Origin of the sequence: Alicyclobacillus acidiphilus NBRC 100859 (genome assembly GCF_001544355.1) — a bacterium.
GTDB lineage: Bacteria > Bacillota > Bacilli > Alicyclobacillales > Alicyclobacillaceae > Alicyclobacillus > Alicyclobacillus acidiphilus.
In genome coordinates this window covers 1-22,230 of sequence record NZ_BCQI01000053.1, presented here as the reverse complement: position 1 = coordinate 22,230, position 22,230 = coordinate 1, and the positions used below count along the sequence as shown (strand labels likewise).

At 54.3% G+C, this 22,230-nt stretch carries 14 protein-coding genes; 10 read left to right on the top strand and 4 right to left on the bottom strand.

Translation table 11 applies throughout. From position 1 onward, the window contains the following. The 3 genes from AAC01S_RS14500 to AAC01S_RS14490 form a co-directional block, all read left to right on the top strand. The coding region (locus AAC01S_RS14500; RefSeq protein ID WP_169794056.1) for a threonine/serine exporter family protein at positions 1–453 on the top strand (453 nt) is incomplete at its 5' end. Between the two features lie 39 nt (positions 454–492). Further along, a complete protein-coding gene (locus AAC01S_RS14495) occupies positions 493–975 on the top strand; it encodes a threonine/serine exporter family protein (RefSeq protein ID WP_245630238.1) in 483 nt (160 codons plus the stop codon). 44 nt (positions 976–1,019) lie between these two features. Continuing rightward, the gene (locus AAC01S_RS14490) at positions 1,020–2,204 is read left to right on the top strand and encodes a uracil-xanthine permease family protein (protein WP_067623873.1); all 1,185 of its coding nucleotides are present in this window, start codon (positions 1,020–1,022) and stop codon (positions 2,202–2,204) included. A 77-nt stretch (positions 2,205–2,281) separates the two neighbouring features. On the opposite strand, the gene AAC01S_RS14485 is transcribed toward AAC01S_RS14490, so the two are convergent. The 3 genes from AAC01S_RS14485 to AAC01S_RS14475 form a co-directional block, all read right to left on the bottom strand. Continuing rightward, entirely contained in the window at positions 2,282–2,689 is a 408-nt protein-coding gene (locus AAC01S_RS14485) for a hypothetical protein (RefSeq protein WP_067623871.1), read from the bottom strand. A gap of 76 nt (positions 2,690–2,765) precedes the next feature. Then, positions 2,766–3,620: an MltG/YceG/YrrL family protein gene (locus tag AAC01S_RS14480; protein ID WP_067623866.1), complete on the bottom strand. Its 855-nt coding sequence runs from the start codon at positions 3,618–3,620 to the stop codon at positions 2,766–2,768. 143 nt (positions 3,621–3,763) lie between these two features. Further along, complete coding sequence (locus tag AAC01S_RS14475; protein WP_067623863.1) at positions 3,764–5,887, bottom strand: hypothetical protein; 2,124 nt, start codon at positions 5,885–5,887, stop codon at positions 3,764–3,766. 295 nt (positions 5,888–6,182) lie between these two features. Between AAC01S_RS14475 and AAC01S_RS14470 the strand changes: the two genes are divergently transcribed. From AAC01S_RS14470 to AAC01S_RS14455, 4 genes are read left to right on the top strand one after another with little or no spacing between them, the layout of a single operon-like run. Continuing rightward, positions 6,183–7,685, top strand: a complete 1,503-nt coding sequence (locus AAC01S_RS14470; RefSeq protein ID WP_169794055.1) for a TIGR02677 family protein — start codon at positions 6,183–6,185, stop codon at positions 7,683–7,685. Continuing rightward, a complete protein-coding gene (locus AAC01S_RS14465; RefSeq protein WP_067623855.1) occupies positions 7,682–8,914 on the top strand; it encodes a TIGR02678 family protein in 1,233 nt (410 codons plus the stop codon). The genes AAC01S_RS14470 and AAC01S_RS14465 overlap by 4 nt, the downstream gene beginning before the upstream one ends. A gap of 4 nt (positions 8,915–8,918) precedes the next feature. After that, entirely contained in the window at positions 8,919–13,073 is a 4,155-nt protein-coding gene (locus AAC01S_RS14460) for a TIGR02680 family protein (protein ID WP_067623849.1), read from the top strand. Positions 13,074–13,106: 33 nt separating this feature from the next. Continuing rightward, positions 13,107–14,417, top strand: a complete 1,311-nt coding sequence (locus tag AAC01S_RS14455; RefSeq protein ID WP_067623845.1) for a TIGR02679 domain-containing protein — start codon at positions 13,107–13,109, stop codon at positions 14,415–14,417. A gap of 835 nt (positions 14,418–15,252) precedes the next feature. On the opposite strand, the gene AAC01S_RS14445 is transcribed toward AAC01S_RS14455, so the two are convergent. Continuing rightward, positions 15,253–15,834 carry a tropomyosin gene (locus AAC01S_RS14445; RefSeq protein ID WP_067623837.1) on the bottom strand — a complete coding sequence of 194 codons (582 nt, stop codon included), beginning with the start codon at positions 15,832–15,834 and terminating at the stop codon, positions 15,253–15,255. A 580-nt stretch (positions 15,835–16,414) separates the two neighbouring features. Here AAC01S_RS14445 and cas12b point away from each other — a divergent pair. The 3 genes from cas12b (at position 16,415) to cas2 (ending at position 21,906) form a co-directional block, all read left to right on the top strand. Further along, the gene (cas12b, locus tag AAC01S_RS14440) at positions 16,415–19,804 is read left to right on the top strand and encodes a type V CRISPR-associated protein Cas12b (RefSeq protein ID WP_067623834.1); all 3,390 of its coding nucleotides are present in this window, start codon (positions 16,415–16,417) and stop codon (positions 19,802–19,804) included. Between the two features lie 125 nt (positions 19,805–19,929). Beyond that, positions 19,930–21,606, top strand: coding sequence for a CRISPR-associated endonuclease Cas4/Cas1 (locus AAC01S_RS14435; RefSeq protein ID WP_067623832.1), 1,677 nt, complete (start codon positions 19,930–19,932; stop codon positions 21,604–21,606). 6 nt (positions 21,607–21,612) lie between these two features. After that, positions 21,613–21,906, top strand: coding sequence for a CRISPR-associated endonuclease Cas2 (gene cas2 / locus AAC01S_RS14430; protein ID WP_067623828.1), 294 nt, complete (start codon positions 21,613–21,615; stop codon positions 21,904–21,906). Positions 21,907–22,230: the final 324 nt, after the last annotated feature.

The following is a 22,230-nucleotide window of genomic DNA, read 5'->3' as shown; positions in this document are numbered from 1 at the left end:
TGTTCCTTAAAGGAAGTCGCAGCCAAACGCAAGACTGACTACGCGCTTGGCTGGAGAATTCTCGCGACAGCGATCATGAGCGGCAGTGTTATGTTGATTCTCGGCGGTTCGTTTCAGGATTTACCCGCCGCCATTTTGTCGGGTGTCGTGTGCTTCTTTGTGCAGCTTGCGTTGTGGAGCAAGACCAAAGCGCCGTTTCTGAGCGAGTATGCCGCGACGTTGATGGGCGGCTCGTTTGCGTATGGCCTGACACGCGTGTTCGGCGGCCACGTGGACGCGGTGATGATTGGTACCGTAGCGCCTCTGGTGCCAGGCATCGCAATCACGACAGCCATCCGCGACATCATGGCGAAACACTATTTATCCGGGATGATTCGCGGGCTTGAAGGTGTATTCGTCGCGGGGGCGCTTGGCACCGGGATCGCGACAGTCTATTACCTGTTCATCCTCTGAACAAGACTCGCATGCCCAAGAACGGAGATGGGGTTCGGAATGACACACGATCCGGTGTACCAAATTGCATATAACGTCGTGTTTAGTTTCCTCTCCTCCGTCACCTTCGGCATGATTTGCAATGTTCCGAAACGTTCCCTGCTTACCGCCGGGATCGTCGGCGCAATTGGCTGGATGGGCTATTGGAGTTTATCCTCGCACGGCAATGGCGTGTTTCTTTCAAGTGTCCTCTGTTCGCTATTGTTAGCGAGTGCGGGACACGTGGCCTCACGTTTGCACAAAATGCCTCTTACGGTTTTCTACATTCCCGGCGTTGCGCCTGTCGTGCCAGGCATTACGTCGTTTGAAGCCTTTCGCGATCTCATCACGCACGACTATCCAGCCGCGGCAGCTGGCTTTCTCCACGTTGGGTATACGGCGGTCGGGTTGACCTGCGGCCTGGCCGCTTCCGATATTTTGGCGCGCATGATCTTCGGGCGTCGCAGGCGTCGAGCAAATTCGACTCGCGTGTCCGACCATTGATGGATATACTATGGGACGAGCATTCGGCTCAAGGAGGCCAAGTTGTGAATTCGTTTTTTCGGAGCGCTCCCCTTTCCTTTCAACACGTGTTCGCCATGTTTGGCGCCACGGTGCTCGTTCCCTTTTTAACCGGACTGGATCCCGGCTCCACCCTGGTGGCCAGCGGCGTTGGCACGCTCATATTTCACCTGATCACACGGGGGAAAGTCCCTACATATCTGGGGTCTTCGTTCGCATTTATCGCACCGCTGACCTTATTCGTAGGAAAGTACCACGAGCCAGGACAGGCCGTGACGGGATTGATCAGCGTATCGGTGGTGTACGCCGTCTTGTCGCTCGTCATTACCGCCATAGGGTTCGAACGTGTCCGCAAAGCCATTCCCCCGGTGGTCGTAGGTCCTGTTGTCGCCATCATCGGCTTGTCGTTGGCGCAAACGGCCATTCAATCCGAAGCGTCGACACACTGGGATGTCGCGATTATCAGCCTGCTTGCCGCCATTCTCGCGTCCATCGCTGGGCCCAAGCAGGTGCGCATCATTCCTATTCTCTTGGGCATCGTCGTTGGCTATGTCTACTCGATCATTCGCGGGTTGGTGGCGTTTAGCGGCGTCTCACAGGCGGCTTGGGTGCAGTTGCCGCATTTTCAGGCACCGGTATTCAGTTGGCAAGCCATTCTTGCCATGGCGCCGATCGCGCTCGTGACAATGGTTGAAGATTTGGGCCATATGTTTGTCCTGAATGAGATCACGGGTCGAGATGTCACGAAGAATCCTGGATTTTCATCCATTCTGTTGGGGAATGGCCTGGCTACTTTGATTTCCGCCCTTTTGGGAGGACCCGCTGAGACGACGTACGCTGAGAACTTAGGGGTACTCGCGATGACGAAACAGTTTTCGAGTCGAATCATTCAGGGAGCTGCCGTGATCGCGATTATTCTTGGCTTGCTCGGGAAATTCAGCGCCCTGATTCACTCGATTCCTTCGGCGGTGGTGGGGGGAATCGGGATTCTGCTGTACGGGATGATCGCTGCCATGGGCATTCGGCATATGATCGAGGAAAGAGTCCAGCTTGCAAACATGAAAAACCTGATTATCGTTGCGGTGATTTTCATCGTCGGTGTGGGTTACAGCAACAATGGAATTGCGTTCGCGACGCTCGCCGGATTGATTATCTACTGGCTCATCCCAGACGTCGCAAACCGCAAGGAACGGGCATTGGAAAATGACTGAACCGCCGCCATGCGTACGCTTGGACAAAGGGTCTGCGGCAAGCCGCAGACCCTTTGTCCGTCATTTGTCACACTGCATTACTGCAACGAGAGTCCGGTGAACGTCACAGGACCGACTACGTTGGCCGCGTTCAAGAGAGGATTTGTGATGGTCGCAACGAGTTGGTACGCGTGGTACCCTGCTGGCACATTGGTATCCGCCGTGGAGAAAGACACCGTTTCGTTTTGAATCACCGTCAATGATTCTTGGGCCAGTGCCGTGAAGATCACGCCAGTGTCCCGGATGATGGAAAACAGGATGTCCGGCGCCAGAAGCGAAGCCGACACACCCACTGTCGCCGAGAGCAGGACGAGGTTCGTCGATGAGCCTGTCGCCAAGCCGAACTCGGCCAATACGATGTTGGTCGGTGTGCCGGGAATGGACCGAGACAGCGAACCGTTTGTCGCACCGGGTACGCTTGCTGCAGCGTCGTAAACTGTTGGCATTGCTATGACCTCCCTTTGTCCACATGGTATTGTGGCGAAACTGGAAGCGTCCTAGCTTATCGGCTATTTTTTTAAATCAAGGCGTGGACTTGGACGGACCTTGCTTTAGCGTTCGAATCAACTGCTGCTGCGTCATATTGGTGGTGAATTGGTAGACCCCTGGTTTCACGTCCCGATCCGCTTTGGTCGAATGCATCAACATGTCAAACGACACGACGCTTTGAATGAGGTGGTGGGCCTTCAAGAACTGAGATAATTTGTCGAGTGGCATTCCTTCCGTCAGGTGGAAAGTCAGCTTTTCGACTCGAGGCTTGGATACTGCGTTTTTGCTCGTTGTTACCGCCGAGGTGACAGCCTGCGAATCGGTTTCGCGCTGGGCTTTCGTACCCGACGTCGAGCTCTGTTCTGACGTTTTCATGGATTGTCGCGCAGGTTTGGACCCTTGTACGGAAGCGTAACTGTTTGTTGCGCCGGGCGACACCGCTGGCTGTGAGCCATGCAGGATGTAGCCAAGAAATCCTGCCACAAGCACCATGGCGCCGATTGCGCTGCGTTGGAACCAGCGAATGTGACGCAATCTCTGGGTATAGGTCGACACGACCGTATCGATGCGCCATGTCTGGGCTTCGAAGACGAGGCGGATGTCGATGCAACGCCGTCGATCGAATCCGCGCACGTAAAAGACAAACGCGAGGTTGTCCTTCATCTCCACCGCAATGACTTCTCCGCGCATGACTGCGGACCACACTCGTTGCTTGGTTTCTGGCGTGTCTTCAAACAGGCTGTGCGGGCTGCGAAGAAACGCTGAAATGTCCTTGAGAAATGTTTCCTGTGGGAAATCGGGCAACCCAAGTTCTTTGACCGACTGCTGGAATGACAAGTGTAAAATCGACAGTACCAATGGATTTGAAGATGTATTTGAAGATTGCATAGTCGCTACCTTTTCTTATTCGGGATGATCGTTGCAATACCATACTACCATTCGAGCAACCATGCGAGTTTCTGTCTGTACGAAGGACGGAGAATGCTGGAAAGACCCTGCCGGGGATGGCAGGGTCTTTTCGATCACCGTGATCAATCCGTCACGGTCAGCGTTGGTGTGTTTGGACCTTGGTACCACTGAATCAATGACCACGTGCTGGTGAACAGCCCTACCGGGAAGGTGTAGGTTCCAGCGGATGTCGGGGTAAATGTCGCTGTCTCCGTCACACTTTGACCTGGAGCCAGTGTCGCGTTGGGGGTAAATTGTGTTGAAAAGTTTCCATTGAGATAGACGTACTGGTCCAGTATGCCGTTGGTTAGCCAGTCCGTTTTGGAAGTGTTCGTGTACGTGGTCGTGATCGTCACCGGTGTGCCCACACTGACACTTGACGCCGACAACGACGTTGTGACAGTCACGTCATTTTGAACGACCGGATCCGGCTGGGTGACGGTAAAGGTTGCAGCGTTCTGATCCGCGAGGACGGTGTTTGCGCCGCCGTTGCTGAATACGAACGCCTTCACGGTGTAAGTGCCTGGGACGTTCGGCACGCTCCAATCGCTCAGCGTCACAGGATCGGAACTTTGGCCGGGTTCCAACGTGACGTCCGGTACTGTCTGTTGACCGACAATCTGGCCGCTCGGGTTGTAAATCTCCAAATCGAGCGTCGCATCCTTCAGTTCGGCTCGTGTGTCGGTAAATGTTGACGTGATGGACTCGGTATAGCTCGGTTTGACCGTTGCGCCAGACACGGTTGTGGAATCACTTGCCTGGGGCCCTTGCGGCTGATGGCCGTTTTGAGGCTGAAGAATCAGATCCGTCACGGAGTATGGGGAAATCTGAACGGATCCATTGTACTGGACCTGCGATTGCGATACGGACTGGCTTCCTTCGCCGTACGATAGCTCGGTGGCAGAGGTCTTGGCCAAGTATCCCTCCAAATTGAGGTTCACATCGTAGGTGTTGTTCGGATCCTTGTTAATCAACATCACGGCGAGATCGCCATTGGGCAGCTTGGACGCGTGCGCGGCAACGAGATTGTTGCTGGATCCCGCTCCAACCAACGTTGACCCTGGCTGAACGACGGCACCCAACATTTGATAGCCATAGTAGCTTGGGAACGGCGTATCGAGCGGCGGCTCGCTTTCACCGTTGGCGCTCGATCCGGTGGACAACAAGCCGTAGTCGCCGTAATCGGTGGAGCCATAGAGACTCGGCGAATCGTTGCTGCCTGTCACGATCCCGTTGTACAGATCCCACCAATCGACATTGGCGGCTCCAGCCTGCAGCCAATCGGCGATATCGTCATCGAGGAACAGCGCATTGACCAAGCTTGTGCTCTGCTTCCCAGGGTTCGTGTTGACACTGTTGGTTTCGGTCACGAAGACCGGAATGTTTCCCAGTTGCTGCTTCAACGTATCCATCATGGTCGGGATTTGATCTGTGGAACTGAGCAATCCCGCGTCGGTTTCACCGCCGGCGTTCTGGGCGTACCAGTGAACGATCCCGAAGTCAGGCAAGGTTCCGTTCTGTTGCAAGGTGCTGATGACGGTGCTGTTCCAATCGTCTTCTCCGGTTCCGGGCGCTATGAGGTCAACGCCGATCTTGATGGATGGATCCACCGCTTTCATCGCTTTGATATATTGAGAGACCTCATTGGCATATCCGGCGGGATTGCCAGCGAAATTGCCATTCTCCCATGATCCATACATTTCGTTTCCAATTTCCCAGTACTCCACATTGTATTGATGCGTCACGTTTGCGTACTTTACCCAATCGGCAGCTTCGGTTGCACCCGAACCATCCGTCTGGCCGTCGCCGGCGTTCACAGTGATGATTGGCTGAGCACCTGCGGCGTTGGCCATGCTCATAAAGCTGTCAAATCCATCGTTCGGGTTTGTGCCGCCGCCGCCATCCACGGAATTGGTCTCCCAGTGGTACACGTCCGACGTCGAACCACCCGGATAGCGCAGCATCGACACATGAATGTTTTGAAGCAACGCAGGCAGCGAAGAATCTGAGAAGTTGGGGTCCCACGCCGCGGTGTTCACGCCAAGCGCCGTGGCTGGAACCACCTCGACAGGTGCAGAGGCGTTCACGGTAACTTGTACCGTCGAACTATCCGTCGCGGCTTGAACGAGCGACGCAGCCGACAGCGCGCAAGTCATCGTAAGCAATGTCGCGATCGCGCCGTTTCTAAGAGATTTGAACGTGTTCACTAGAATTCCTCCAGCCGAAAAGGTAGTTATGCCAATGTAACAGGAGTATAGGGCGCTCGCGGCGCAAAGTCTGTCGATTGATGGGGATGGTTCATAGATTTACCGAGTATATGTCTTTCCACAACGGGTGATCCTAAACATAAGCGTCTGGTATCGATGTTCGACGCTGCAACAAAATGACGAACTTTCCATACATGATTTACCTGGTTATTTCCAATGAGAGGAGGACCGAGTGATGGTGGAAGTAGGGTATAATGGCGAGATAGATTCGGTTGTTTTGCAGAGGATGAGCGCTATGAATCGACGTCAGCCCAAGGAGCTCTGGGTTAAGCCGGTACCCGAGGTCAAGTACCTGAATGCCGACAATGTGGGCCGGTATCGGCTCATGATGCGATGTTTCTACGAGAATTATCGAAAATTGAAATATTGGTTGAAGCCGGAGGAAGTGTTTGCGGGCATTTCCGCATGGAATCTGCTCGATGACTACACATTGGAACAGTGTCAGCGGGACCTGGACGTGTTGACCGAATGGAGAAATCTGACCAGCAGTCACGACGGTGGGCGAGCCAATTCCATTGAAGAGTATCTGCGCAAGCGATATCGATATCAAATGACACCGTACGCCATCGAGATTGAGCGAATGCTGGAGAGTTTGGAGAACATTCAAGGGTACGGCGGATCGCTGGAGCCGACGCTCCTCGAGCGGATCGTCGTGTATGTTCGAACGATTGCTGAACGTACAGGAGAAATTCCCCCAGGAGAAGCCCTTCAGCTGTGGCGCGATTTGCAAACCGCCTTTCGGACCCTCCACGAGAACGCCTCGGATTATCTGGCCAGCTTGCAAACGACTCGTGCGGAAGAATTAATGCTGACGGAACAATTTCTCGTTTTCAAAGACACATTAACGAATTATCTGCAGAATTTTATGCTTGGTCTTCAAAAGTACGGGGCGCAGGTCGAAGGATTGATTCGCCGGACCGATCCGGCTCAATGGAGAACCTTTCTGGCAGCGGTCGTCGAGGATGAGGTGAGGACGCCGAGCTTGGACGACTTGTCGCCTGCCGAGGAACGTCTGAATGGCCGGCTGGAGGAATGGACGATTTTGACGCGATGGTTCGTCGGGAGCGATATCGAGGAAAGTGACGTGGTGTTTCTCGAACGTGCCACCAAGGACACCATTTCGCGCATGGTCCGATACGCCATTGCCATTCAGGAGAAGCAGCGGCTCGGTATCAGCCGACGTCGGGAGTTGGATTATTTGGGGCAATGGTTCCTGCGTCTTGAGTCAACGGAAGAGGCACACAAATTGGGTACGGCAGTGTACGGGCTCATGAAGCCGCGGCATTTTCAGGGGGAACCGCCGAGATCATCCGATTCTCCCGATTTGTCGATGTGGGATGAGGCGCCCACGCTGCGGGAACTCAGTTCTCGCAGTCGCGTCCGTCGCAAGGCAGGCTCGACAGAGCCCGTCCGGTCGCGCGAGGGCGAGCAAGCTGAGGCCAAGCAGGCGCTCCTTGCGCAAATGGAGCGGGAAGCCGCTGTCGTCAGAGCGTTTGCCCAGCTGGGCCATTTCCATCTGTCCGATCTCGACGTTCTGTCGGTCGAGCAACGACGTGTGCTGCTGTCGTGGATCAGCCGCTGTTTGGTCAACAAGGAGCGGCGGTTTCGAACGGCGGACGGCTATCACATCGAATTGACATTGCCTGAGAAGGACGAGCGAGCGGAACTCATTTTCTCGGATGGTCAGTTGGATATGCCCAATTTCCATATCTCGATTCGGGAGGCGGCTAGATCATGAACGCGTCCGTGAGACGGAAGGGACCGACGCGCGCCGAGGTCAAGGCTGATTTGCAGGCCGTCGCGATGGCGCTCTTGAGTCGGCCGTGGTTGACGAAACAGGACGATCCAGAAGCGTTTCTTCTGATTAAAGACCACTTTGAGTATCTTCGCGACTGGTTTCATGAGCATGCCGGGTATTCGTTGCTTGTGACGAGATGGTTTGCGAAACTCGAAAAGATTCCCGGTGTGTTCCGGAGCTGGATGGGCATTGACGGATTTCATCAACCCCGAGACTACGCTTTGTTCACCTATGGATTGTGGTATCTGGAAGCGCAGTCGGATGGAGAACAGTTTTTGCTCACCGAGATGGTGGAGGCGATTCGAAACCATCTGTTGGGACTGGGTTTCGATGTCGACTGGGCGTTGTACGACCACCGCTTGTCCATGGTTCGCGCGTTGAAGAAGTTGAGATCGCTTGGTGTGCTCACGTCCATCGAGGGCGAGGAAACGGGGTGGGCTCGCGATGGAGCGGATGCAAACGTACTGTACGAGGCGTCGCCGCTCGCTCGATATGTACTGCGGCGATTTCCGAGGGAATTGATGGCGTACGGCGAGATTGACGAATTGTACGAGGTGGAACAAACGGCTATGGTCCCCACCAGCGGCGACATGGTGCATAGTGCGGATGTTCGATCCCGCCGGCACAAGGTCTTTCGCCGCCTCCTGATGGAGCCTGTCGTCTACGACTTCGAGTGGACGGAGGAAGAACGGCGCTATGTTCAGACCCAACGGTCTTGGATCATCTCGCAGATGGAAGAGATGGTGGGACTTGAAGGTCGCCGCTTTCGTGAGGGGCTTTATTTCTATTGGCCGGAATTGATGGCGGAAGTGGACCTGTTTCCGACGCAATCGGCCGTGTCAGACGTAACGATGCAATTCGCCGCGAAGTTGCGCGAACTGTTGGTGGAGGATCCACAGCGCTATCCGCGTGACGAGAATGGTTGCTTACACCTGACCCAAGGGGAATTCGAGGGCATTCTGCTTTCCTTCCGTGACACGAGTCGACCGTACTGGACCAAGGATCATCGAGAAAAGTCGACGCCCCAGTTGGCGAACGACGTTCTTGAACACATGGTCGAGTGGAATTTGGCGGCACAGGACGGTGCAGGCGGCATCGTGTTGCTGCCAGGGCTTTCGAGATACTGCGGAACCTACGACGTTGTAGACAGCGAACACGAAGGGGTGTGATTGGATGGCGAATACACGGTGGCAGATGAACCGAGCTGGGTTTCTGAACTTCTGGTTTTACACAGATCAGAGCTTCCAATTGTCAGATGGCCGCTTGATTCTTCGCGGCGCGAACGGTGCCGGGAAATCGGTCACGATGCAGAGCTTTCTTCCGCTCGTACTTGATGGCGACAAGCGTCCTGTGCGGCTCGATCCGTTTGGCTCCAAGGATCGCAAAATCGAATACTACCTCCTCGGCGACACGGAAAGCGGGATTTCGGATCGGACAGGTTACGTCTACCTGGAATTCATCCAACCATCGACGGACAAGACCGTCACGGTCGGGGTTGGCCTGCGAGCGCGGCGGGGAGCCAATCAAGTCGCGTTTTGGGGCTTCAGTTTGACGGACGGACGGCGGATTGGACACGATTTTTTCCTGTACGACGTCGATGTGTTTGAACGGGAAGGCGAGAAGATTCCGCTTGATTTCGCCGGGCTCGAAGCAGCCATCGGCGCTGGCGGCCGTGTCGTCAAGGAACAGCGGGAATACCAGCAAATGGTGAATCAAGTCTTGTTTGGCTTCAAAGATGAGCAGGCGTACAAGGATTTGCTCAACCTTTTGATTCAATTGAGATCGCCCAAATTGTCCAAAGAGTTTCGTCCAACGACGATTTATACGATCCTGAACGACTCGCTGCCGCCGCTCGGCGATGAGGATCTGCTCCCATTGTCGCAGGTTTTGCAGGACATGGACGAGATCAGCGACAGACTGGATGAACTGACGCTGCATCAGAACGCGGCGAAGCGGCTCGCGGACGCCTATGAGCGGTACAATCAGATGTGGCTGTTTGAAACGGCGAAGCGGACTGTTGACGCGACAAAGACTGCCGACGACGCGTTTCAGGCGGCGGAAGAACAGGCCGCGCTATTGAAGACTGCGAAGGCCGAGCGGGAAGAAACGGAACGGGCGCTGGGTCACACTGTCCAGGATCGGGACAAGACGGAGACGGAACTCGACATGCTCGAACGCTCTGAGGGTATGGAGCTGCGCATCGAGCTGGACGGTCTGCAAAATCGAGAAAAAGACACAGAGCGAGAGCGAAAAGATACGCAGGAACGGATCGCGAAAAATCGGGACGCCGTCAGGCAAAAGCAGGTTCGGGTCGATGCGGAAATGCGCAAACTCGAAGACGAGGAGCGCAAACAGCGGGATTGGCTCGTGGACATGGCCGAGATCGCCAAGGACATCGAATTCGGCACGCATGAAGCCTATGCGAGCGGGGCGCATACGTCCTTGGAGGAGTTGGACGATGCGACGTGGCAGCGCTGGCTGGAAGATACCGACCGTTATCGCGGGGAGATCGATCACGCGCTGGATTTGAGCCGTAAAGAGCGAGCAGAGGCGGATAGGCTCAAGGAAGCGGAACGGCAAATGAGCGAAGCGCGGGAGCGACGCGACGCCGCGGAACGCAAGGTGCAAGAGTGCGAACGAGAACTGTCCGCCGCAATTGCGTTGCAGGAAGATCTCGCTTTCGCGTGGTTCAAGGGACTGACGGAACTGCCCTTGTCCGATGAGGCTTGGCGGTCGCTTCTCCACGATTTGCGGCGGTATGGGGAGCTTTCGTATGACCAGATTCTGATACCAGCCAAGGAGGCGTTGGATACAGGGCGGAACCAGGCGACGGCAGCGCGTCTGAAGCTTGAGCACGACAAATCTTTGTTGGAACAACAACGAATCCAGTGGGAACGCGAGTTGGAGGAGTGGCGGACCTTCAAGGAAGCCGAACCGCCGCGCACGGGGGCGAGATCGGACACGCGACATCGGAGGATGGCTCTGGCGGCAGAGAAGCGCATTTCGGGCGCACCGCTGTACACCGTGTGCGAGTTTCGCGACGAGGTGGATGAGCCCACCCGTGCCGCACTGGAGACGACGTTGTTCCAGAGTGGACTGCTCGACGCGTGGGTGTCCCCGGAACCACCTCCTGTCGGGGATGGCGACGAAGACGGATGGATTCGACCGAACCCTGCAGTCTTTGGGTATACGTTGGCTGACTACTTGATGCCGACACCGTCAGAGGAAAGTGGATTGACGCCGCAATTCGTGGAAGACGTGCTTCGGACGATTCTGATAGCGGATCCAGACTCGGTTGAGGGAGCCAACACAGCCGCTGTGACGACGTTCGGTCAGTACGTGCTGGGACCCTTGGCGGGGCAGAGTGCGAGCAAACCAAGCGCTGAATGGATTGGCTTCGAGGCGCGCAAGCGTGCCCGGCAGGCGGCGATGGAGCGATTGAAGGCGGATATTGGCGCATTGACGGATCGAATTGCGGAGCTAGAAGGGGAATTAGCCGAGATCGAACGGCGCATCGCGTCGATGCAGGCAGAGTTTGCGGCCTTTCCCTCGGAAGCGCCGCTGCGAACTTGTCTCGCGACGCTCGAGACGGCCAAGCGCGATTTTTCGCACGCGAGAGACATGGAAGCCAAGCAGACAGACGTGTTCAAGATGCGGCAAGCCGCATGGCAAACGGCGAAGGAAGCCCTGGTTTTGTATCTCTCGCGGTGGGATACGCTGCGAGTCGAATCGGATTTTCAGGATGCGCTGGGACAGCTTCGACGCTATGAGCAGATGTGTCAGGCGTGCCGAATGAGTGCGCAATTGTCGGCGCGAATGCGCTCGGAATTGGGATATCTGAAGGACGAGATCGACCGGTTGGAGCAGCAAATCGACGACGATATGGCGACCGAGACCGACTTGCGGCGCCGTTTGTTCGGCTTGCAGACGACCATCGCGTCGCTGCGGGCGCGACTGGAGGCGTTGGGCGCGCTCAATGTTCACGATCAAGAGCGCGAACTGAAGGAACGTCTGGAGACGCTGCGCAGGCAAATTGAGACGCTCCAGGACAGGAAGCTGGAACAGGCGACGAACGTGACACGCCTCGAAGAACGCCTGCGGGAAAAGCGGGAGGCGCTGGATCAAAGTGAGCGCCTGCTCGACGCGTGTATGGAACGTTTCCGTCAGGAATGGCGGCTTGGTTTAACGGTTCGCGATAGAGCGGATGGTGACGAGACGGCGGCAATCGGTGGACGTCAGGAAGCGATTCAAACCGCACGCAAAGTGTTTCGTGAGTTGCGAGGTCTCTGTGAAACTCGAAATATCCAGTCGATCACGGACCAACTGCGCGAGGTCTTCGCCGTCGAAAAGAACACGCTTCTTGACTACTCGCTCGAGTCGCGGTTCGACGAATCGCTGGAGCGGCTTTTTGTGGAATCCAGGAGGGATAGAAATCACCCCTGGACACCTTTTCGCATCCATCAGGAGTTGACGCGAATGGTGGAAGAACAGCGGATTCTGATCAGCGAGAAGGATCGCGAGCTGTACGAACAGATTCTGATTCACAGCGTCGGCCGCGCCATACGGGACAAAATTAACCGCGCGGAACGCTGGGTCAAAGAAATGAACCACTTTATGTCACTCCGGAACACGTCGAGCGGTATGGTGTTGTCCTTGGACTGGAAGCCTCGCCCTGCCCGTGGTGAGCGGGAATTGGACACGGAGCGGCTTGTGTATTTGCTGCGCAAGAGCCCCAATACGCTGCTGGACGAAGAGATGGAAGACATGATTGAACATTTTCGATCCCGCATTCGCATGGCGAAAGAAGAATCTGAATCTGGCGAAACACTGCGTAGCTTAATTCGCGAGTTCCTGGATTATCGGAATTGGTTTTCGTTCACGCTGTATTATCGCAAAGGCGGCATGGCGTCTCGGAAAGAGTTGACGGACTCGCAATTTAACGTGCTGAGCGGCGGTGAAAAGGCGATGGCGATGTACATTCCGTTGTTTGCGGCGACCGATTCGCGGTTTAACGATTCTCGTTCAGACGCGCCGCGTCTCATTTCACTCGACGAAGCATTCGCCGGTGTGGACGAAGAAAATATGCGCGACATGTTCGAGCTGCTGACTGATATGAAGTTCGACTATATGATGACGAGCCAACAACTCTGGGGATGTTACGATACCGTTCCTGCGTTGTCCATCTACGAGATTTTCCGACCGGGCGACGTCGATTTCGTCACGGTGATTCCATACTACTGGAATGGACATACGAGACGCATGGTGGATGGTGACGATTGGAGCTCGGTTCAGGAAGTTGCGGCAGCGGTTGATCCGATTCGCGAATGAGTTCGAGCCTAAGGCGGCTCTGGAGGGCATGCGATGGACGAATGGACGACGTATCTTCGGCAACCAGGGTTCGACCGACTGTGGCGAGCGGTCGCTGATAAATACCACCGACATGGCAGGATTGGCGGGCGCGTTCAGCTTACTGGGCTGTCTGACGATGAGATCGACGCATTGTCAGGGCTGTTGGCTGTGAATCTCGACGGGCAAACGGCGGTGGCCATCCAGCTGTCGAAGGTCGACGAGGCGCTTCGGAACAGCAAGTTTCGCGTGGGATTGGTGGAAGTCCTGGGCCACCTGTTCCCGGACATGCGCACGCGAGAAGAGCAACTGGCTGAAGCGTCAGCCAGTTGGGCCGCGTTCCGCGATTGGGCGAACGAAGACGTTCACCGTTCAGCGGTTCATGATTGGATCGACAGATTGAGCGAAGGAAACGCGCCTGGCTATCGGACCTACCTGGACTGCTACCGGGCATATGAACGAACGGGCCAATGCGATGATTGGCGGTATGCGATCCGGGCGTTGGAGGAGGCTCTTCGGCCGCATGACGTGTGGCGGCTGCCTGTGTTTGCGGCGGAGGTCACGGGAGATCCCCACGGGCTGGACCGGGATACACTGGCGGGCAAGGTGTTCTATTGGGGACTGGTCGCGTTGACGGCTGATGCTGCTGTTGCCGACAACGCCTGGACAAGCGCACCGCAGCCAACGGCCGCAGCCGATTCCGGAGTTGTGGACGATCTCGATTCGACCGATGGGACAAGCGACGCGCCGTCGGAGTACATGCGCTCGGTCTACATGAAAGCCGGTATCCGACTCGACGACGTGAGTTCGATTGTCTGGGTCGGGAACTGGCCTGGCTTGTTCGACGTTCCGGTCGCGCTCCCGCTGATGGCGTTGGAACATCATGTGAAAGAAGTACCAGCGGCGGATTTCGTGTACGTGGTGGAGAATCCATCCGTGTTCGCCGAACTGATGGAACGTCTCCCATTCGGCGTTCCGGTTGTCTGCACCAGCGGGCAACCGTCGGTCGCGGCGCTTCGACTGCTGGACATGGCGGTTGCGGCGGGATCGACCATCCGCTACAACGGGGACTTCGACGTGAAAGGCCTGCAGATGACCTTGTCGCTTCGCACCCGATACGGGGATGCGTTTGCGGCGTGGCACATGGATGCGCACACGTATCGGTTGGCGAGCCATGACACGCTGCCAGAACTGTCCGAGAGAGAGGTCCAAATGCTGAAGAGCCTCCACGTAGATTGGGATGATCAATTGATTCCTGCAATGACGCGTATACGGAAGAAAGTCTTCCAGGAACATATCCTTTTGGAGCTGTTGCGAGACTTTTGAGGAGCGGCTGGAACGACCGATTTTCGCGCACTCTCTGTGTGCAGAAGCTGCGTCAATCCTCACGGATGCGGATGCAAGGGTTATGCTTTTTCGGCCCGGACAAACCGCGATGGATATACCATTATGCTGCTCACGGTGGCGAATCTCACCAAAAATCGTATCGACCCGTCGGCTTCACAGCGGGATCCATCACGATCTCCTCACGCGATGAAATTGTGCGATTGATTTAGCGTCGAGTAAATATTCGGACTGGAAAGTTGTCGTGAATTCACCGAGTTTGCCGATCTTGACCATTCTCTTGTGTCGTTTGAATGGTTCGTGACCACCGTAGGATGCTGGGAGCACGATCACGCTGACGAACAGGTGCATCGTTACTCGTCAGGTTCGCGAAGCGCTCGCCATACTCTTGGCTAGCGGTTCCATACCTGGCGATTGGTATTCGTATGCCTTGGAGTACCTATGGCGATTAGGGGATTAAGTTTGTTTGTCCCAGTACAGGATGATACTGAGGGTTGCCGGTTGACGCATAATCGTTGCTCCATCCATCCTTTTCGGACAGAGGAGCGAACATGGCCATCAGATCCATCGAAGTGAAACTTTGTTTCGATGATATCCCGGAGGTCAGGCTGGACTGACACGGTGAAAACTAGACAGAATTCGTAGATTTGAATGTATGGGGTTGCAGAAGGTCAAAGTGGGGCATGATAAACAATTGACCCCACCGATCAAGGCGTACAGTATAGAAGGCCTCCAAAGGGACTCGTTCGAGACGATTGAAGGGATTTGAGTATGAATTCCCCAAATTGATAAACCCAAATCGATGGACCTAATCAGGTTAGGAAGATGGAGTGTAGGGAGTCATTTTTGACTTAACTAAATTCAGTTCGTGTCTCAATTCTCCCATTTCACTTGAGGTTTGGCGGACGGCTAAGCGAATGCTGTCTCCGACGTCCATAATTCGATACTCTAGTCCATTGACTTGCGTTTTCAAACTTTCCAGAGAACGTTCCATGCTAACGGATCGTTCTTCTACCTCAGTAAGTCGGACTTTCACCAATTCCAGCTCACTTTCAACGCCGGTAAGCCGATGCTTTACTGAATCGACCTCATTTTCAAGGCCGGTAAGCCGGTCTTCCACGCCGGTAAGTCGATCTTCCACGCCGGTAAGCCGGTTTTCAACAGTAGTGAGCCGTTCGTCAACAGTAGCGAGCCGTTCGTCAACAGTAGTGAGCCGTTCGTCAACAGTAGCGAGCCGTTCCTCTACAGTAGCGAGTCGCTCATTTACTGAATCGACGCTGCTTTCTAGGCTTGTAAGACGTGTTTCGACAGAACCCATTCGATGGTCCAAGTTGCTCAACTGTCGGTTCGTGGGTTCCAATACTTCGGATAGTATCTTCCGCAGTGTTTGCTCGTCCATCTCATCACCTCTGTGGCCAAGATTTATGTTCAAGGTCGAACATGTGGTGGTTGCTTCTGAAGAAGTCTTATCTGACTCAAATTATAACGCGGGGCGGGACAAATGAATACGACAACTATGTATGACTTTCTTAGCTTCGAGTGCCAATTTGGACTGAATTTGCGCTAGTGACAGTGAGAAGACGCAAGATTGATGTATGAATTTTACGAACTAAGGGAATGTTGTGATCTTACATCTATTAGAGTGTCTAGCGGCAAAAGGCCGTGCTGATTCTCCATCGGAAACGGCAATGCACATCCATCAGATGTTCGCGCCGATGGACCCATATAAAGGGGCCGTGAGTGTCTAAGCCGGCAGTACAGCCTATTAGGCACAATAACGCACATTGTTGGACAAAAACTCCAAGTTTGTGGTGGAAAGGAGGTTTCTGGAGTGAAAAAGTCGAATCTGAAAAATCAGCTAAAGCGCATCACCATTGCCTTCAGGCTAACGGTTTCATCGTCTCGACATACGTAACAAACCCGTGTGGATGGAGTGTGCTAGGCGCTTTCCATTCACATCTTTGAACAGAGGTGCGAATATGGCCGTTAAATCCATGAAAGTGAAACTTCGCCTCGATAATATGCCGGAGATTCGGGCTGGTTTATGGAAACTCCATACGGAGGTCAACGCGGGGGTTCGATATTACACGGAATGGCTGAGTCTTCTGCGTCAAGAGAATTTGTATCGAAGAAGTCCGAATGGGGACGGAGAGCAAGAATGTTATAAGACTGCAGAAGAATGCAAAGCCGAATTGTTGGAGCGGCTGCGCGCGCGTCAAGTGGAGAATGGACACTGTGGTCCGGCGGGATCGGACGATGAATTGCTGCAGTTGGCTCGTCAACTTTATGAACTGTTGGTTCCGCAGGCGATAGGTGCGAAAGGCGATGCGCAGCAAATTGCGCGCAAGTTTTTGAGCCCCTTAGCCGACAAGGATGCAGTGGGTGGGCTTGGAATCGCGAAGGCGGGGAACAAACCGCGGTGGGTTCGCATGCGCGAAGCGGGAGAACCTGGCTGGGAAGAGGAGAAGGCGAAGGCTGAGGCGAGGAAATCTACGGATCGAACTGCGGATGTTTTGCGCGCGCTCGCGGATTTTGGGTTAAAGCCACTGATGCGCGTGTACACCGATTCTGACATGTCATCTGTTCAGTGGAAACCGCTTCGGAAGGGCCAAGCGGTTCGGACGTGGGACAGGGATATGTTCCAACAGGCCATCGAGCGGATGATGTCGTGGGAGTCGTGGAATCAGCGCGTTGGCGAAGCGTACGCGAAACTGGTAGAGCAAAAAAGTCGATTTGAGCAGAAGAACTTCGTCGGCCAGGAACATTTGGTTCAACTCGTCAATCAGTTGCAACAAGATATGAAAGAAGCATCGCACGGGCTCGAATCGAAAGAGCAAACCGCACATTATCTGACGGGACGGGCATTGCGCGGATCGGACAAAGTGTTTGAGAAGTGGGAGAAACTCGACCCTGATGCGCCATTCGATTTGTACGACACCGAAATCAAGAACGTGCAGAGACGTAACACGAGGCGATTCGGCTCACACGACTTGTTCGCGAAATTGGCGGAACCGAAGTATCAGGCCCTGTGGCGCGAAGATGCTTCGTTTCTCACGCGTTACGCGGTGTACAACAGCATCGTTCGCAAACTGAATCACGCCAAAATGTTCGCGACGTTTACTTTACCGGATGCAACTGCGCATCCGATTTGGACTCGCTTTGATAAATTGGGCGGGAATTTGCACCAGTACACCTTTTTGTTCAACGAATTCGGAGAAGGCAGGCACGCGATTCGTTTTCAAAAGCTGTTGACCGTCGAAGATGGTGTCGCAAAAGAAGTTGATGATGTAACGGTGCCCATTTCCATGTCAGCGCAATTGGATGATCTGCTGCCAAGAGATCCCCATGAACTGGTTGCACTATATTTTCAAGATTATGGAGCCGAACAGCATTTGGCGGGTGAATTCGGTGGCGCGAAGATTCAGTACCGTCGGGATCAACTAAATCATTTGCACGCACGCAGAGGGGCGAGGGATGTTTATCTCAATCTCAGCGTACGTGTGCAGAGCCAGTCTGAGGCACGGGGAGAACGCCGCCCGCCGTATGCCGCAGTATTCCGCCTGGTCGGGGACAACCATCGTGCGTTTGTCCATTTTGATAAATTATCGGATTATCTTGCGGAACATCCGGATGATGGGAAGCTTGGATCGGAGGGGCTGCTTTCCGGGCTACGGGTGATGAGTGTCGATCTCGGCCTTCGCACATCGGCATCGATTTCCGTTTTTCGCGTTGCCCGGAAGGACGAGTTGAAGCCGAACTCGGAAGGGCGTGTCCCATTCTGTTTTCCGATTGAAGGGAATGAAAATCTCGTCGCGGTTCATGAACGATCTCAACTTTTGAAGCTGCCTGGCGAAACAGAGTCAAAGGACCTGCGGGCTATCCGAGAAGAGCGCCAACGGACCCTGCGGCAGCTGCGGACGCAACTGGCGTATTTGCGGCTGCTCGTGCGGTGTGGGTCGGAAGATGTGGGACGGCGTGAACGGAGTTGGGCAAAGCTTATTGAGCAGCCCATGGATGCCAATCAGATGACACCGGATTGGCGCGAAGCCTTTGAAGACGAACTTCAGAAGCTTAAGTCACTCTATGGTATCTGTGGCGACAGGGAATGGACGGAGGCTGTCTACGAGAGCGTTCGCCGCGTGTGGCGCCATATGGGCAAACAGGTTCGCGATTGGCGAAAGGACGTACGGAGTGGAGAGCGGCCGAAGATTCGCGGCTATCAAAAAGATGTGGTCGGCGGAAATTCGATTGAGCAAATTGAGTATCTTGAACGGCAGTACAAGTTTCTCAAGAGTTGGAGCTTTTTTGGCAAGGTATCGGGACAAGTGATTCGTGCGGAGAAGGGATCCCGATTTGCGATCACGCTGCGTGAACACATTGATCACGCGAAGGAAGACCGGCTGAAGAAATTGGCGGATCGCATCATTATGGAGGCGCTCGGTTATGTGTACGCGTTGGATGATGAGCGCGGCAAAGGAAAGTGGGTTGCGAAGTATCCGCCGTGCCAGCTCATCCTGCTGGAGGAATTGAGCGAGTACCAGTTCAATAACGACAGGCCTCCGAGTGAAAACAATCAGTTGATGCAATGGAGCCATCGCGGCGTGTTCCAGGAGTTGTTGAATCAGGCCCAAGTCCACGATTTACTCGTTGGGACGATGTATGCAGCGTTCTCGTCGCGATTCGACGCGCGAACCGGGGCACCGGGTATCCGCTGTCGCAGGGTACCGGCGCGTTGCGCTCGGGAGCAGAATCCAGAACCATTTCCTTGGTGGCTGAACAAGTTTGTGGCGGAACACAAGTTGGATGGTTGTCCCTTACGGGCAGACGACCTCATCCCCACGGGTGAAGGAGAGTTTTTTGTCTCGCCGTTCAGTGCGGAGGAAGGGGACTTTCATCAGATTCATGCCGACCTGAATGCGGCGCAAAACCTGCAGCGGCGACTCTGGTCTGATTTTGATATCAGTCAAATTCGGTTGCGGTGTGATTGGGGTGAAGTGGACGGTGAACCCGTTCTGATCCCAAGGACCACAGGAAAGCGAACGGCGGATTCATATGGCAACAAGGTGTTTTATACCAAAACAGGTGTCACCTATTATGAGCGAGAGCGGGGGAAGAAGCGGAGAAAGGTTTTCGCGCAAGAGGAATTGTCGGAGGAAGAGGCGGAGTTGCTTGTGGAAGCAGACGAGGCAAGGGAGAAATCGGTCGTTTTGATGCGTGATCCGTCCGGCATTATCAATCGTGGCGACTGGACCAGGCAAAAGGAGTTTTGGTCGATGGTGAACCAGCGGATTGAAGGATACTTGGTCAAGCAGATTCGCTCGCGCGTTCGCTTACAAGAAAGTGCGTGTGAAAACACGGGGGATATTTAACGATAAAACGGGATTTCTCGCAATTTCGAACGAGCTTGCGGTGTTTAGAAGTCTCTCAATCGGCCCAGACTGGTGATAGATTGACAGCGCGGTTGTGGCACCAGACTGTAGGTGGAGTGAGGGACATGGCCGTACCGATTCGGATGCTGAACGAACTTTCTTATTGCGAACGTTTATATCATTTGATGCACGTGCAAGGGCTATTCGAAAAATCTGCGGACACAGTGGAAGGCAGTGGCCAGCACGAACGGGCGGATCGTCGTAAAAGACCATCAGACGTGGGGCAGGATGTGTGGGATTTTGCACCGCAGAGTCTCCATCTCGGCGACGAGGATTTGGGGATTGTGGGCAAACTGGATGCGATTCGCTATCAGGACGACGGGTATTGGGAGCCGGTTGAGGCGAAACATTCAAGCGCGCCAAACGGTGGTACTTCATTTCGCCTCGGCGAGTGGGAATTGGACGGCAAGGCGTGGCCGAATGACCAGATACAGTTGTGTGCACAAGGATTGTTACTCAGAGCCAACGGATTTCCGACCATTGCGGGGAAGTTGTTTTACCGAGGAAACAGACAGACGGTTCGGATTGTATTTTCGGAGGATTTGATTGCTGCAACGGTTGCCACCATCCGGAGAGCACACGAGTTGGAGCAGGCTTCGATGCCTTCGCCATTGTTAAAATCCGACAAATGCTTCCGATGCTCGTTGAATGGTGTCTGTCTTCCTGACGAAACGATTCGCTTGACGAGTCCGGACGGAGAGGCCGTCCCGATACGAGATATTGTTCCCAGTCGAGATGATTTAGGAACCGTGTATGTGTCGGAGCCCGGGACCCGGGTCGGAAAGCGTGGTTACGAGTTGACCATCACGTCGAAAGATGGGATGGAATCCACCGTTCCGTTAAAGGATGTTCGGCACATCTCCCTCTTCGGGAACGTTCAAATTTCCACCCAATTGGTCCACGATTGTATGGAGTCCGGCGTCACCATCAGCTACCTGACTGCCGCTGGTCGTCTCGTCGGGATGAATCACAACTTGATTTCGAAAAATGTCTTGGTGCGGCGTGAACAGTTCAGGCGGTTTGGGGACGAGCGTGATCGACTGACACTTGCGAGATCCATCGTTCGCGCGAAGATTCTCAACCAGCGCACCTTGCTTCGTCGAAATGCGCACGGGCTCGACAAGGTCATTTTGAAAGATTTGCTCGATCACGCCCGACGCTCCGAAGAAGCCACTTCTATCGACTCGTTGCTCGGCATTGAAGGGATTGCGGCGAAACAGTACATGCAGGCGTTTGTGCTGATGTTGAAAGTAAAAGGTGTCCCTGCGGGCGAAACGTTGATGAACGGCAGAAATCGCCGCCCACCGAAGGATCCGGTCAACGCTTTGCTGTCACTCGGATATTCGTTGCTGGAACGGGACATGTATGCTGCCTTGGCTGCCGTGGGCTTGGACCCCCTCATGGGTTTTTACCATCGTATTGCAACTGGGCGTCCATCATTGGTACTGGACATGATGGAGCCATTTCGAGCGATCATCGCGGATTCTGTGGTCGTTCGCACATTGAACACCGGCGAAATTGCCTGGGATGACTTTTACATTGGGCAGGAGTCCTGTTCGTTGAAGCTACCTGGACGGAAACGATTTTTCCAGGCGTTTGAGCGGCGCATGCACGAGACCGTGACGCATCCGGTGTTCGGTTACAAATTGAGTTATCGTCGGATGCTGGAACTAGAAGCGCGCTTCTTGTCGCGATACTTGATGGGCGAATTGCCGGAATATCGCCCAATTGTCACGAGGTGATGGGTGATGCGCCGATATGTGTTGGTTAGCTACGATATCAGTGATCAAAAACGTTGGAGAAAGGTATACAAAATCGTTCGAGGCTATGGCATGCATGTTCAGTATTCGGTGTTCCTATGCCAACTCACCGACCAAGATGAGGCCGAGTTGAAGCAATTGCTAATGGACGTGATTCATCAGTCGATGGATCAAGTCATTTTTGCGAGGATCGGAACCGTGCAGTCGAAAGCTGCTGAGCGAAATATGTCGTGCATTGGGCGAGACTTCGTACCATTGGATTTGAAAGGACTGGTGTTTTAAGGATTGATGTAAACTTCAAAAACGTGTAAAATACAAACTGTCTAAAGGACAGAATTTTTCAACGGGTGTGCCAATGGCCACTTTCCAGGTGGCAAAGCCCGTTGAACTTCTCAAAAAGAACGCTCGCTCAGTGTTCTGACCTTTCGAGCGCCTGTTCAGGGCGAAAACCCTGGGAGGCGCTCGAAGCATAGGTGGGACAATAGATCAGCGACGAAAGCGACGGGAGAGAACGAGAATGAAAGAAGATGAAGTCGTTGGAAAAGATCAAGTGCTCGTTTATGGGCTCGGCTCTCCGCGTGGTTCAAGGGTTGCGAGCACCCGCTG

What these genes read in the sequence shown, in the direction of transcription:
- AAC01S_RS14495 (WP_245630238.1), top strand. Translation starts at nt 493, where the DNA reads ATGACACACGATCCGGTGTACCAAATTGCATATAACGTCGTGTTTAGT.
- AAC01S_RS14460 (WP_067623849.1), top strand. Translation starts at nt 8,919, where the DNA reads ATGGCGAATACACGGTGGCAGATGAACCGAGCTGGGTTTCTGAACTTC.
- AAC01S_RS14470 (WP_169794055.1), top strand. Translation starts at nt 6,183, where the DNA reads ATGAATCGACGTCAGCCCAAGGAGCTCTGGGTTAAGCCGGTACCCGAG.
- AAC01S_RS14465 (WP_067623855.1), top strand. Translation starts at nt 7,682, where the DNA reads ATGAACGCGTCCGTGAGACGGAAGGGACCGACGCGCGCCGAGGTCAAG.
- AAC01S_RS14480 (WP_067623866.1), bottom strand. Translation starts at nt 3,620, where the DNA reads ATGCAATCTTCAAATACATCTTCAAATCCATTGGTACTGTCGATTTTA.
- cas12b (WP_067623834.1), top strand. Translation starts at nt 16,415, where the DNA reads ATGGCCGTTAAATCCATGAAAGTGAAACTTCGCCTCGATAATATGCCG.
- AAC01S_RS14485 (WP_067623871.1), bottom strand. Translation starts at nt 2,689, where the DNA reads ATGCCAACAGTTTACGACGCTGCAGCAAGCGTACCCGGTGCGACAAAC.
- cas2 (WP_067623828.1), top strand. Translation starts at nt 21,613, where the DNA reads ATGCGCCGATATGTGTTGGTTAGCTACGATATCAGTGATCAAAAACGT.
- AAC01S_RS14445 (WP_067623837.1), bottom strand. Translation starts at nt 15,834, where the DNA reads ATGGACGAGCAAACACTGCGGAAGATACTATCCGAAGTATTGGAACCC.
- AAC01S_RS14435 (WP_067623832.1), top strand. Translation starts at nt 19,930, where the DNA reads ATGGCCGTACCGATTCGGATGCTGAACGAACTTTCTTATTGCGAACGT.
- AAC01S_RS14455 (WP_067623845.1), top strand. Translation starts at nt 13,107, where the DNA reads ATGGACGAATGGACGACGTATCTTCGGCAACCAGGGTTCGACCGACTG.